Raw genomic sequence first — 12,261 nt, 5'->3', positions numbered from 1 at the left:
CGGCATGAGAATTGTCCTTGTAGCGGTCCAGAAACGCCGCGATCGAATGCCGGTCATTCTTCACCCGGCCCGAGCGCAGTGTTCGCCCGCCGCCGTCCTGAACGACGAGATGGCTATAGGATTTGTGGTAATCCACGCCGATATGATAATCGTAAGACACGGTCGCACTTCCTCCGTTATTGAGAGCCTCGAAACCCCAATACGGTACGCCGCAAGGCAGGAAGTGCGACTGACCCTCCATCGCCATCAACATCTTTAGCGATCCGTTCTTCCAGTGAGCGCGACCTCCTTCATGCCACCTCCATTCGATGTGTGGGCCCGGCGTCCAGTCGTGAGCCCGTATTTCCATCCTATCGGGGAACAGCCACCACCTTCCATTGTCGCATATCTTCACTAATCGTGAGGTCGCAGGAATGTGAAGGAACGCGTGAAATCCGCACAATTCTGCCGTTCGTCGAGGGATTTGCTCCGCATTATTTTCCGGCGAACCTCTGCGGTCGTTTGACCAGCAGAGGAGCTATTGATGTCGAAATCCGATCGTGAACGGATCACCGAGCTCGAAGCCGTACTGACCAGCCAACAATACAGCCCGGTGGTGGTAGGGAACTACTGCGCTTATGCGCGCGGGTTCCTCGACCATCTTGCGCGGTGCCATCGCTTCAAACGAAGCATGTAACACCGCACAGCTTCCGCCACGCCACTGCCGTTCACCTCGTCTCGGCGGGTGTCGACATCACGGTCATCCGCAGTTGGCTTGGCCACGTGAGCCTCGACACCACCAACCACTACGCGAAGGCCATCTGGAAACGAAACGAAAGGCACTGGAACAGGTCGCCGTCCCGGCAACGGCAACTCATCCACCATCATGGAAACGGGATGCGAGCTTGCTCGCCTGGCTCGACAGCCTCTGAAATAATGCGAAGGAATGTGAGCGGAAACGTTACAAACAAGCCAATCTGTACGCATTCCTTCACATTCTTGCGACCTCACGATTAGTAAAGCGTCAGAAGAATGATGCCGCTGATGCAGAATCGATCCGCGAGGCCGCGCAACGGCCGACGATGCGCTTTGTGGCGGTGAAGAGCGAGGAGAAGCAGGCCTCGGCTGTGATCTTCCGAACCCGCGATGTGCTCGTCGGCCAGCGCACCCAGCTCATCAACGCGATCCGCGGCCATATGTCCGAGTTCGGCCTGGTTGCGCCGCAGGGCCCCTCGCACGTCGAGCGGCTCATTACGCAGGTCGAGGATCCTGCCTCGGGCGTGCCGGAGGCTGCTCGCTGTTGCCTTGTCATGCTCGTCGAAGCGCTACGCCGCCTGCAGGAACAGGTCAGGTCGCTCGACGCGGAGATTGCGGCGCGGGCCAAGGCTGACGATACGGCCCATCGGCTGATGAGCGTTCCTGGCATCGGCGAGGCAGTTTCATAATGCCCACTATCAGTTGGGTGAGGCGACTATCCGTTACAGTTTTCATCCCCGCTGCGGCGATACGGTGATTGTCACAGCGCGCAAGCGTCATGGCGACGAAGTAACGCTGACCGTCCGCCAGCCTGACGGCACACTGGCCCAGCTGCCGATCTGGATGATGGAGGACCGGGCGGCGGCGATGACGGTGAAGGAGATTCCGCTCCTCTCGCTGGCGTACCTGCGCGAACTCCGTCTTGAGCTCGATGCTTGTCTAAGCTTGCTGCGCGACGACTCACGTCGCGAAGGAGACGAGCATGCCACGTCCGCAGCCGAACTCTCGCCACCCCGACCTTTTCCTCCTCGACGATCCACCGGTGCCGCTGGCCGCAACCGAGCGGACCAAGCTATTGCCCTTGGCGAGCGCGCTCCTGACGGAGACCACCCTCGCAAGCCGTGCAGCGAGGGAGGCCCGTGATGAAGATCGCGCCTGAACATCCGGCGCGCGGCGCCTTCGTCTACGTCCGGCAATCCACCGTCGACCAGCTTGCCAACAATCAGGAGAGCCGGTTGCGTCAATATGGACTGGCCGATCGCGCCCGCGCCCTTGGCTGGACCGATGTGACCGTCATTGATGACGATCTCGGCCGCTCGGGTTCGGGCGTCAACCGTCCAGGTTTCGAGCGGCTGCTGGCCGCGATCTGCGAAGGCCGCGTTGGCGCTGTGTTTGCCATCGAGGTGTCGCGTCTGGCGCGCAACGGGCGCGATTGGCATACGTTTTGCGGCATCGTGGGCACATTGATCGTCGATGAGGATGGCGTTTATGAGCCGCGCCATCCAAACGACCGGCTGCTGCTGGGTATGAAGGGCACGATGAGCGAACTCGAACTGTCGCTCCTACGCGCCCGTTCGATCGCCGCCTTGAAGCAGAAGGCACGACGGGGCGAACTCTTTTTCTCGGTTGCGGTCGGCTACGTGAAGATAGGCCGCGACAAAATCGAGATGGACCCTGATCTCCGTGTACGCGAGGCGATCGGGCTGGTGTTCGCTCGTTTTGCCGAGATGCAAAGCATCCGCCAGGTGTTTTTGTCGCTCCGAGCCGAGCGCATCGCGCTGCCGTACGTCAGCTACAAGAACGCAGGACAACCTCAAATTCTGTGGAAGCTTCCGGTCTACGCGACGGTGAGCAATCTCCTTACCAACCCTGTTTACGCCGGCGCTTACGCTTTTGGCCGAACCGGTAGCCGGACAATTCTTGATGATGGTCACAAGCGCGTTGTGCGCGGCTTCCGCAAGGCTCGTGCCGAGTGGGAGGTCTTGCTCGTCAATCATCACGATGGTTATTTGTCCTGGGCCGACTATGAAAGGAATCAACGGCTGATCGCCGACAATGCCAACGGCAAAGGCATGATGGTGCGCGGGGCGCTGCGCAAGGGGGAGGCTTTGCTCGCCGGTCTTTTGCGATGCGGCCATTGTGGACGCAGGCTGCTGGTCGGCTACCATGGCACGAAGGGCGATATTGGCCGCTATAGCTGCGACGCTGTCCGGACCAACCCCAGCGCCGATCCTTGCATCGCGTTCGGCGCCCTGCGGGTCGATCAGGCGGTGGGAGCCGAGATCGTGCGGTTGCTGCAGCCGCTCGGCGTCGAAGCGGCGGTGCGCGCGGTCGCGGAACGCGAGCACGCGGCGGGCGAGAAGCGACGCCAGGTCGAGCTGGCACTCGAGCAAGGGCGATACGAGGCAGCCAAGGCTCGACGCCAATATGACGCCGTCGATCCTGACAATCGTCTTGTTGCCGCCGAACTCGAGCGGCGGTGGAATGCCGCCCTGGCAGCCGTGCGCGAGCTGGAGGACGAGTGGAGGCGCTGGGCCGACAGCAGCCGTCCGCCTTGAGTGCCGAGGATCGCCAGCGTCTGTTGCGGATGGGCGCTGACCTGGAGTCAGCCTGGCATCACCCAGCAGCCACCGCAGTCACGCGCAAGCGTATCATCCGCGTTGTGTTGCGCGAAGTTGTGGCGCGCGTTGAGGAGGATCAGATCCAACTGCTGCTGCATTGGCAGGGCGGCGACCATACCCGCCTCACGGTGCGGAAGAACCGGAGGGGTCAAACACGCTGGTCCGTCGAGGCCGAAACGGTGGACCTCATCCGAGCATGCGCGCGCTTGATGCCCGACAAGGATATTGCCGGTATGCTCAACCGAAAAGGAAAACGAACGGGCCGACAGAATGGGTGGACGCAATCGCGTGTACGGAGTTTCCGCAATACGCACGGCATCGCGGTCTATGTGGAAGGCGAGCGTGCGCGGCGACAATCAAGGTGAGACTCGTATTGCCTCACCGAGGAGTGCTCCCGAGCAACTCTGCCGTTGCCTCACCTGGATGTTCCCCGTGGTCGCGACCCGTCACTCTGTCATTGCCTGGAAGGCCGCTGCTGACGAAGTTGTGCCGAACACCATCTCATGAGCCTTTTCCTTTCGCCATATTTTGACGCGACGTTGCAGTGTGCGCAGAAGGAGATTGGGATATTTCCCCGGGTATTCCGACTGCAGCCGCGCCAGCAATTCCCGGCTCGTTTGCCACGGCCCTTCTTCAAACCAGCCACGTAGCTCGTGGGTGACCCCTGCAAATGGGTCAGGACGGCGCCGTTCCCGCTTCTGTTTTGTTTTCGGCTTCGCAGTAGGTCGTATTTCGCCCTCCCTCCACGCGGTTCGCAAGCTTGAGAGGAACTGATCGAGCGCTGGCTCGGACACCGCGGAATCTGATGTGGACAAACGATCGGCTATGGCCACAAGGCGCTGTTGTGCGGCTCGCATGTCGCTCAGCAGCCTGACAGGATCCAGCTGCGCTGCGATCTGCGCCAGCTTCGCGCGAACGGACGCCGGTGTCTGCGGATTTCCCATCAGCCGCTGACAGGGTGTTGCCGGAAGGTGGTAACGTTTGCGCACCCTGGCGCCGTCACGCGCCTTTTCCGCCAGCTTGAACGAGGGCTGGAAGAAGTTCACGAACAGCCGAACCGTCGAATAGAGCTGTGCAAGGGCCGCAGCGGCTTCAAGCCCCTCCAGCCGACGATACCCGACAATGCGCCGCACCACGGCGCCGTTCTTCTGTTCGACGAACGCCTGATCGTTCTTGCGGTAAGGGCGGCAGCGGGTGAACTCGATGCCGGCATCCAGACAGTAATCGCGTATCGTCTCGTTCAGGAACACGCTGTCATTGTCCGTGTCGAACCCGAGAAGCTGGAATGGCAGGAACCGCCGTAATTCCGTCAGCACCTCGCTCAACAGCTTCTGCTCACGCACCAGCAAGGGCGCGCATTCCGTCCATCCGCTCGCGATGTCAGTAAGACAAAGCGTTTGTATGAAGCTTCCACGCGCCGTCGGGCCGCTGTGCGCCACCAGGTCGGCCTCGACGAAGCCGGGCGGAGGATCCTGCCAGTCGGAGAAGGTTCGGATCGGAACGCTGCGCCGGAGCGCGGTGGACGCTGTGCTGCGACGGCGTCTCGGCCCACCAGCGATGTCTCGAACCTCGCGAAGAGCGCGATCGATCGTGGCCGCGCTCATCGCCAATAACCGGGTGCGGATCTCTGCTGTTAGATGAAGATGCCCATGACGCTCCATCGCCTCCACCAGGATCGGAACCAACGTCTTCAGACGCTTGCCGCAGATGCGGTCCGAAGCCTCCCAGAGCACGATCAACGCTTCACGAACGGCATCATCGTAAATACGACGCTCGGGTCGAGGTCCCGAACGAGCCGCCGGCGAACCGTTGCGAAGCAGCCGCATTGCGTGCTTGCGGTGAAAGCCACTCACGGCAACAAACTCATCGAGAATCCGCGCCTTTTCCGCACGGCCGCCCTCAATATAGCGCTGCCTTACCGCACCCACCAATTCATCGCGAGTCGCCATGCTTACACGCCTCATCTGATCTGCTCCTGCCACACCATCGCCGGGAGCAGATCAGATGAGGCAACGACTTACTATTCAGGAGCAATTCAGACGACGCAATGCGGACTCAGCGTCAATCAGGATGAGACTCGGCGGCGGGGGTGTGACGAAGGGAGGGCGTAGCCCGACCGGAGTTACACTCGCGCCGCGGCGCGTTTTTCGGCGTCTCATGATCGCGGTTGGCCCGGTAGCGTGGGTGATTTTCTGAGAATGGAGAATCACCTTTGTGCCGGGTCGCCATGTAACCGATCATCAGACGAGGCTTTTTATGAAGTACCGACAAAACAATTCCATCGAGGTCTCCGCCGCCAAGGCGTCGATCAGCCGGGCGACAGCTTACCGCATCGAGAAGGAAGCGCGTCTTCCATCGCAGAGCAGGCCGCCGCGCAATATTGCAAAGGTGCACCCTGGGTGATCAAACGACGGGACATTGAGGATCAAGACCTGGTCCAACGCCTCAAGGCGAGCCGCAATCGTCCGCCATCACTAAATCCGGATCAGCAAACCCTTATCTTTCAATGATGTAGCGAGATGGGCATTATGACGTGGGATCAGGGCCGTTGATCGCAACCGCGCCCGAGGCAATGGCTCCACCGGCGGAGACGTTCCGCTCTGGGCGAGACTTCGCAGCCTGGATCGGGCTGACGCCGATCCAGCGTTCGACCGGCGGCAAGGAGCGCCTCGGCGGGGCGGTAATCAAAGTGAGCGCGCGGCATCTCCGTGTTGTCGCGCTATAAGTGTCCGCCCGCCATTCGTCGCTCGGACCGAATGCCCATACAATATCCAATGATCAGCATCCGCATCATCAACTCGGGAGCGATCGAGCGGCGGCCAATGGTGCTGTAGAACGGCTTCAGCTCCGTGCGGACGCTCTCCAGATCGAGGAACTGGTCGATCCTTCGAAGGAGGTGGTCATCAGGGACATGATCGTCGAGACAGAAATCGTAGAACAACTGCGCCGGTGCCACCTGCGATCCCATCATCGTCCCATTCCTCCGGAATCAACAGGTGGATGGAATCACGACACCGCCAGCCGATCAACGCCGACTAAATCAACACAATCCTCCAGAACGCACCGCTGAGGGAGTGCCCGGTAAGGTCCTCGTAGCGGTCGCGACAGTCCTTTTCGAGCGGGTCGTCCTACGGTTCGGGAACCGGCATGCCGAGCAGGTCGCGGCGCGGGCGAAAGAGGGGATTACTGGCGCAGAACAGCCCTTGGGAGAGACGATCAGGAGATCAGGATCGCGACGAGCACGATGAAGGGGGACCAGTCCGATGCCTGCGAATTGATCAGCGCGTTGGCGCCTTCGGCGCACACCCGCACCCTCAACCGAGGGTATTGCCCTGCGTCCTTCCGCGCGAGCGGATTCGTTGAACGCCCCAATGCCCGACGATGCTAAGTGCTCGCGGGAAATACCTTCCGAAGGAAATATCGTCCGAATCCGCGTGGATAGTTAGGTAGGAGGCCAAACGTCTCATATCCCAGGGACTGATAAAACGTCGGCGCCTGAAACTCGTAAGTGTCTAGCCACACTCCGACACATCCTCGGCGAAGAGCCCAATGCTCTGCAGATCTTACTAGCCGCGCGCCGATTTTCCGACCGCGGAATTGCTCCGGTACAAATATCAATTCGATGTACAGCCAGTCGTAGTAGCACCTTGCCCAAAGGCCGCCTGTCGTGTGGCCGTTTCCGGGGTCCTTAATGAGAACTGCAACAGCCTGGGGATTGTAAGGAACGGCCATCCTTGCGTTATAAACATCTAGAGCGTCCAAGATGACTTGCCGGTCTGAATCGTCCGGCTGTTCTCGTATCTCGATGAATGTATCCACTGTGATTTGTCTCCCTTCCACGACAGGTGTTGCGTCTTGCCTGCAGCCATGGCGCGCGCGGCTGCGTCCTAGATGTGCTGGGCGTATCAAAATCCGGCGCCGAGGACGATGACGTTCAGATCGTTGAAGAATTGCTCTGGCTTTCAGGTTCGCGTTCCGATTTGCTGCCAGTGGCCAGGATTGGCGATGAGGCGATCCGGGTGGTCAAAACTTTAAAGCCAACGGATAGCGGCCAGGAACCACCAGCTGCCCTGCTGTGGCAGGTCTGAGTTCGACAGGATTTCCTGCCCCTGAAGAAGTGAAAAGACGAAAAGGTCCTCCCTCTTGGGTAGGTAAGCGAGAGAAGCGAGCGGATGCCTTTCGGCGCGATTTGCGAACTCGGCGTGCTTGGGAAGGCGATTGCCCTCCACTGTGAGCCTAATCGGGTCCCCAGATCGGGAGATGTAGCAGATGGATGCCAATGAAAAATCCGAATCGGAACCATTGTTTGAGGACATCGGCAAGGGGAACGACATTGCTATCAACCCGTCGTGCTCTACGGAACGACCGTCATCAATGAGCGTCAATTGCATAATAGGTTTCTTTCGGAGTGAGTTGCGGCATCAGCTTATGGTTGCGCTTTGGAAACGAAGAGGATCGCGTGACTCGATGGGCCTCCCGTTCACCCCCTGCCCGCCCGGGAGCTATCAACGCTTGGCCGGATCCGAGATTTTTGGACGACGTCGCTAGGTGAGCCTTCGCGAACCGCGAACGTCATCGTTCCATCCTCCTTGGTCCCACCATCGTAGAACATGCGGTCGCGCACAGAATTGTCCCGGTCGAATGTCAGCACTCGCGGTTTGATCTCTGCGATCTGATGCTCCTCAATATATGCAGAGGAGCAAACGATTATCTCATCTCCGATCTGGCAGGTGCGAGCAGCGGCTCCGTTCAGCACACAGCAACGAGAACCCCTCTCACCGTAAATGACGTACGTGCTGATTCGCGCGCCTGAAGCCTTATTCCAGATCTCAACGAATTCCAGCGGAAGAATACCCGCCTCGTCGCAATGATCTGGGTCCAGAGTTATTGAACCGTGGTAGTTCAGATCTGCGTCGGTCACAGTGATGCCATGAAGCTTGGCAGCAACGATTTTTCTCATCTACTGGTTTCCTTTTTCGGCTATGGACCACTGCGCTGACGAGTGACTGCAGTGTTTTAGTCCCAGGGACCACAGGGGATTCTTTGATGTGCTGCGATAGGTCGAATAGTGGCTTCCAGAAGGGATCGGCAATCGCGATGGAGATCGTGGTCATAATATCCACCAAGAGGAGGTTGCCCGTCATGAGGCGGAGGCATTGCCGGTCTGCAGTTGCCCTTTTCCCCCAGAATAAGATCCGACGCTGACCTGACATGTTCCTTTCACTCGATGATTGCGATGTCGGCACGACATGAATGTCGGTCGGCAGGTTCCGCAGCCTCGCAACCAGCACCGCAAACCTCGTGCCAATTGGGCTCATCGAGCCAGAGAAAGAATTTCGTGATCGCATTTCAGCTATTTAGCCTGAGGCCAAACCAGAGATTAGTTCAACAAGCCCGTGTCGCGGACCCGACAAAGCGAGATGGGTGTGTCGGATGGTTTGCCTTATATGAGACGGGGTTGTCTAATCGCGGAGGTGAGGTCAAGTATCTTTGCTTCTAAGACGCGTGTACCGGGTGCAGGGTTGTCTTCGCGGTCGACATCGGTCGCCGCATGATGGCGCTTCGCGGGAGGAGCCTTCAAATGTGGACGACGCACTTTGCTGAGTCAGCGGTGCAACCCCATCAGCGGAATGGCTCGGCCCACGGCTCCCTCCTTGCAAGATGTCGAGCGGTGATTTGATCGTATCGCTTGCGTGCATATGTCCGGCCTCACATGATGATTCTCCCGTCAACGGTTTTCGCATTTGTAATCCGAGGTGAGCTCTCTTCCTGCAGGGCCTGCCTGCTAACCTCACATCCGGCGGGATGATATCCCAACCACTGTCCCGCATTCGGGACGGGAGAGCTCCAAAGGAACGGCACCACTCTGTGAAGACGGCACTGGAGCACCACGCCGGACAACGGCGACGTTCCCTCGGTCACCGGGCTGCTTTGCCGTCGCAGAGCTGCCCGATCTCGATAATTATTATACGGCGGGCTTCATGGTCGCTCCCTCGGGTACGACTCCATCGACGGCAAAGCGCCACAAAGCGATCAGCAACTTGCGAGCCAGCGCGACCACCATGACCTTGCGGACGCGGCGGCCAGTAGAGCCGGTGCGTTCCCGGAACCAGGCGACCTGGGCAGCACCAGGCTGGTAGCGTTGCCAGAGCCAGGCCAGCTCCACCATCACCGTTCGAAGCCGCCGGTTCCCGGCCTTTCCGATCCCTTGCTCGCGTTCCACCCCACCACTGTTGTACGGCGTCGCAGTAAGACCTGCATAAGATCCGAGCGCTTTGGCCTTGGCGAAGCGACGGACGAAGGCCTCGCGGACCAATATTGTGGCACTCTGCACCCCTATACCGCGCAGACTGCAGAGCTGCTGGATCATCCGACTGGCATCATCCGAAGCGGGCACCTCCGCTACCTCATCGCGGTCGTGTTCCAGCGTGGCGATCTGATCGAGAACGAGCTCCAGCCGGCTCAGCAACCGTTCGATCTTGGCGAGGGCGTGAGGTGGGATTGGGTCACCCAGACCGGTACGAAGGTCGGCCAGACGCCGGCGGCGGTTTTTCAGGAGCGGGTTGTAATCCTCGACGCCGAGCGTCGCGAGGACAGCACCGATCCGGTTGGCAAGGCTGACGCGTTCGGACACGAGCTCTGTTCGTTCGCGGACAGAGCGCCGTGCATCCTCATCGGCTTCGTCAGGGATCGGTACCATGGAGCAGACGCGCGGTTCGCCGCGAAGCCACGCCAGCAGCGTACGCAGGAGTAACTCGGCGTCGATCCCGTCCGACTTTGCGCGGCGCATGCGACGATCGACGGGAACGCTGGAAGGCTGGATGACATGGACCTCCACGCCTTTGGCAATCAGCCATCTGGCAAGCCAGAACCCGGACCAGCCAGCTTCGTAGGTCGCAACCACCCGATCTACCAGGTGGCCGGCAGCAGCAGCACGAGCACAATAGCCATCGATTGCGGACTGAAGAGCAAGCTTATTTGGCTCAATGGCGCGCTTCGCCTTGGTCTGCGGCAGGCCGGGCACCTGGGCCGCCAAAACCCAGTTTTTGTTGCTTAGTTCGATAGCCAGCACGAGCGTACGATCGTATTGGACAACTTCTGCGCCGTTGAATGATTGCGACATGATCAGGCCTCCAGAGCTTGAGATGGCGCAGTCTAATCTGCCTGCGCCGCAAATCATGGGATCTGTTGTCGCGCTCCCATACGAACGCTGGCCAAGATGGGTTCCGCGACGCGTGTTCCAAACAGGGACGCGACCTACGAAGGCCACTGCCGGGAACGGAGTACCACGCGTCCTGGATCGATCGATCACGCCATCTGCTCTTTTCTTGCAAGTTCACGCATCAGATCAGCGCGGTAGCTTCATGAACTGCTCGCCGTGACTGACTGATCCCTTATGCCGCACAAGCCAACGCCGCCGGCACAGTATTTTTTCGATAGGCTTCGCCGGTCACCATCATTTTCCAGGCGATGCGGGCGATTTTGTTGGCCAGTGCCACTGCGGCCAGTTTCGGCGACTTGCGCTTGAGCAACTCAAGAAGCCAAGGTGAAGTATTCCTGCCGTGCCCCTCCCGCACCCGTCTAAGAAGTGAGGTGGCGCCCAGCACCAGCGTGCTTCGTAACGCTTCATCGCCGGCGCGTGTGATGACGCCGAGGCGGACCCTTCCGGCCGTGGAATGATCCTTGGGTGTCAGACCGATCCAGGCCGAGAAATGTCGTCCGGATTTGAACATCTCGGGCCCAGGCGTTTTCATCATCAGCAGTGACGCACCTATCGGGCCGACACCAGGGATTTGCGCTAGACGGCGGCTGCACTCGTCGGCGCGATGCCAAGTCATTAATTTCGCCTCGATGTCATCCAATTCTTCTTGCAACTGCTGATATTCCTTGGCGTGGATCGCGAAAAGATCGCGCGCGAGGGTCGGTAAAGTCTCATCAGCCGCGATGCGATCGAGCAGAAGCTCCACCTTGCACATGCCTTTGGCGGCAGTCAGCCCAAACTCGGCCGCATAACCGCGGATTGAGTTGGCAAGCTGTGTCTTATTGCGGACCAACCGATCGCGCATACCGATCAGCATCAGCGATGCCTGCTGTTCTGCGCTTTTTGCGGGTACAAAGCGCATCGTCGGGCGGCTCATAGCCTCGCATAGGGCCTCAGCATCGGCTGCGTCGTTCTTGCCGCGTTTCACATATGGCTTTACCAATTGGGCTGCAATCAGCTTCACTTCGTGCCCGAACGTGCTCAGTAAACGTGCCCAATGATGGGAGCCACCACAGGCTTCGATTGCAATTACCGTCGCGGGCAATTTCCTGAAAAACTCCAACATCTCTTTGCGGCGCAATTTCTTGCGCAGCACCGGTTGCTCAGCTGCGTTCACACCATGCAGCTGAAAGACATGCTTTGATGTATCCATACCTATGCGGATAATCTGTTCCACGGACGGCCTCCTTCGTTTGATGTCTACAACGACCTCAATTTGGCACATTCGGTGCCGAACGGGAGCCGTCCATCCCAACAGGGACGTCTCAGGCGCTCAGATCTTGAACGCTATCCGCAAAATTTCATGTTGTGGCTCCTGCGTTCCGATCAAAGAACTCGCCGGTCTTGAGCATCGCATGCATTGTCACCGCCAGTTTGCGTGCTACGGCAACGGCGGCTCGTTTGAAGCCGATCCTCTCCCGGAGCTTGAGGCCCCATGTGCGTAGGGTGCTCTCGGTTGAGCTACGCGTCAGAATGACCGACGCCGCTTCGTAGAGAAGCCCGCGCAAATGGTGGTCGCCGCGTCGGGATATGTGGCCGTCATAGTCGACCTCTCCGGATTGGTAGCGTCGAGTCGTCAGGCCAAGCCAGGCGCCAACAGAGCGGGACTTCTTGAAGTTTTCAGGCTCCTCAATGGCGGTGACG

Annotated in this window: 12 protein-coding genes and 5 pseudogenes; 9 read left to right on the top strand and 8 right to left on the bottom strand. The window is 59.4% G+C overall.

Annotated elements, in window-relative coordinates:
• Positions 1-253, bottom strand: a pseudogene (locus tag F3H98_RS31505) (IS110 family RNA-guided transposase); the annotation flags it as partial.
• A gap of 270 nt (positions 254-523) precedes the next feature.
• On the opposite strand from F3H98_RS31505, the gene F3H98_RS29980 reads away from it, so the two are divergent.
• From F3H98_RS29980 to F3H98_RS32195, 6 genes and pseudogenes are all read left to right on the top strand, one after another.
• Positions 524-676: a hypothetical protein gene (locus F3H98_RS29980; protein ID WP_210249733.1), complete on the top strand. Its 153-nt coding sequence runs from the start codon at positions 524-526 to the stop codon at positions 674-676.
• A complete protein-coding gene (locus tag F3H98_RS29975) occupies positions 649-996 on the top strand; it encodes a tyrosine-type recombinase/integrase (protein ID WP_244622006.1) in 348 nt (115 codons plus the stop codon). The genes F3H98_RS29980 and F3H98_RS29975 overlap by 28 nt, the downstream gene beginning before the upstream one ends.
• A pseudogene (locus F3H98_RS32735) lies at positions 993-1,215 on the top strand (IS110 family transposase); the annotation flags it as partial. The gene F3H98_RS29975 and the pseudogene F3H98_RS32735, both read left to right, overlap by 4 nt.
• 273 nt (positions 1,216-1,488) lie before the next feature.
• Complete coding sequence (locus F3H98_RS29965; protein WP_149764554.1) at positions 1,489-1,878, top strand: hypothetical protein; 390 nt, start codon at positions 1,489-1,491, stop codon at positions 1,876-1,878.
• Positions 1,878-3,293: a recombinase family protein gene (locus tag F3H98_RS29960; RefSeq protein WP_244622005.1), complete on the top strand. Its 1,416-nt coding sequence runs from the start codon at positions 1,878-1,880 to the stop codon at positions 3,291-3,293. The genes F3H98_RS29965 and F3H98_RS29960 overlap by 1 nt, the downstream gene beginning before the upstream one ends.
• Complete coding sequence (locus F3H98_RS32195; protein WP_244622004.1) at positions 3,257-3,721, top strand: hypothetical protein; 465 nt, start codon at positions 3,257-3,259, stop codon at positions 3,719-3,721. The genes F3H98_RS29960 and F3H98_RS32195 overlap by 37 nt, the downstream gene beginning before the upstream one ends.
• A gap of 81 nt (positions 3,722-3,802) precedes the next feature.
• On the opposite strand, the gene F3H98_RS29955 is transcribed toward F3H98_RS32195, so the two are convergent.
• Positions 3,803-5,320, bottom strand: a complete 1,518-nt coding sequence (locus tag F3H98_RS29955; protein ID WP_149764552.1) for a DDE-type integrase/transposase/recombinase — start codon at positions 5,318-5,320, stop codon at positions 3,803-3,805.
• Between the two features lie 250 nt (positions 5,321-5,570).
• On the opposite strand from F3H98_RS29955, the pseudogene F3H98_RS31650 reads away from it, so the two are divergent.
• Both F3H98_RS31650 and F3H98_RS32730 read left to right on the top strand, forming a co-directional pair.
• A pseudogene (locus F3H98_RS31650) lies at positions 5,571-5,753 on the top strand (IS21 family transposase); the annotation flags it as partial.
• 139 nt (positions 5,754-5,892) lie between these two features.
• Positions 5,893-6,066 (top strand): annotated as a pseudogene (locus F3H98_RS32730) (transposase); the annotation flags it as partial.
• A 27-nt stretch (positions 6,067-6,093) separates the two neighbouring features.
• Here the strand turns inward: F3H98_RS32730 and F3H98_RS29940 are convergent.
• Together F3H98_RS29940 and F3H98_RS29935 are read right to left on the bottom strand one after the other, a co-directional pair.
• Positions 6,094-6,327 (bottom strand): annotated as a pseudogene (locus F3H98_RS29940) (transposase); the annotation flags it as partial.
• A gap of 413 nt (positions 6,328-6,740) precedes the next feature.
• Complete coding sequence (locus F3H98_RS29935) at positions 6,741-7,088, bottom strand: GNAT family N-acetyltransferase (protein ID WP_149764556.1); 348 nt, start codon at positions 7,086-7,088, stop codon at positions 6,741-6,743.
• Between the two features lie 113 nt (positions 7,089-7,201).
• Here F3H98_RS29935 and F3H98_RS29930 point away from each other — a divergent pair, with 113 nt between their 5' ends.
• Entirely contained in the window at positions 7,202-7,444 is a 243-nt protein-coding gene (locus F3H98_RS29930) for a hypothetical protein (RefSeq protein WP_149764550.1), read from the top strand.
• Positions 7,445-7,836: 392 nt separating this feature from the next.
• Here F3H98_RS29930 and panD read toward each other — a convergent pair whose 3' ends face one another.
• The 4 genes from panD to F3H98_RS29910 form a co-directional block, all read right to left on the bottom strand.
• On the bottom strand, positions 7,837-8,316 hold the full coding sequence (gene panD, locus F3H98_RS29925; protein WP_149764548.1) for an aspartate 1-decarboxylase: 480 nt from the start codon (positions 8,314-8,316) through the stop codon (positions 7,837-7,839).
• 1,005 nt (positions 8,317-9,321) lie between these two features.
• Positions 9,322-10,479 carry an IS110 family RNA-guided transposase gene (locus F3H98_RS29920; RefSeq protein ID WP_149764402.1) on the bottom strand — a complete coding sequence of 386 codons (1,158 nt, stop codon included), beginning with the start codon at positions 10,477-10,479 and terminating at the stop codon, positions 9,322-9,324.
• A 271-nt stretch (positions 10,480-10,750) separates the two neighbouring features.
• Positions 10,751-11,794, bottom strand: coding sequence for an IS110 family RNA-guided transposase (locus tag F3H98_RS29915; RefSeq protein ID WP_149764404.1), 1,044 nt, complete (start codon positions 11,792-11,794; stop codon positions 10,751-10,753).
• A 124-nt stretch (positions 11,795-11,918) separates the two neighbouring features.
• Positions 11,919-12,261, bottom strand: a 343-nt coding sequence (locus tag F3H98_RS29910) for a transposase (RefSeq protein ID WP_149764406.1), incomplete at its 5' end; no start/stop codon positions are given.

Origin of the sequence: Neomesorhizobium albiziae (genome assembly GCF_900114255.1) — a bacterium.
Taxonomy (GTDB): domain Bacteria; phylum Pseudomonadota; class Alphaproteobacteria; order Rhizobiales; family Rhizobiaceae; genus Neomesorhizobium; species Neomesorhizobium albiziae.
The sequence above is the reverse complement of the archived record's forward strand: the minus strand, read 5'-3'. Positions and strand labels throughout refer to the sequence as shown.

Excerpts from the sequence above, each read along its gene's own strand:
- F3H98_RS29960 (WP_244622005.1), top strand. The coding sequence starts at position 1,878 with ATGAAGATCGCGCCTGAACATCCGGCGCGCGGCGCCTTCGTCTACGTC.
- F3H98_RS29955 (WP_149764552.1), bottom strand. The coding sequence starts at position 5,320 with ATGAGGCGTGTAAGCATGGCGACTCGCGATGAATTGGTGGGTGCGGTA.
- F3H98_RS29935 (WP_149764556.1), bottom strand. The coding sequence starts at position 7,088 with ATGGCCGTTCCTTACAATCCCCAGGCTGTTGCAGTTCTCATTAAGGAC.
- panD (WP_149764548.1), bottom strand. The coding sequence starts at position 8,316 with ATGAGAAAAATCGTTGCTGCCAAGCTTCATGGCATCACTGTGACCGAC.
- F3H98_RS29980 (WP_210249733.1), top strand. The coding sequence starts at position 524 with ATGTCGAAATCCGATCGTGAACGGATCACCGAGCTCGAAGCCGTACTG.
- F3H98_RS29920 (WP_149764402.1), bottom strand. The coding sequence starts at position 10,479 with ATGTCGCAATCATTCAACGGCGCAGAAGTTGTCCAATACGATCGTACG.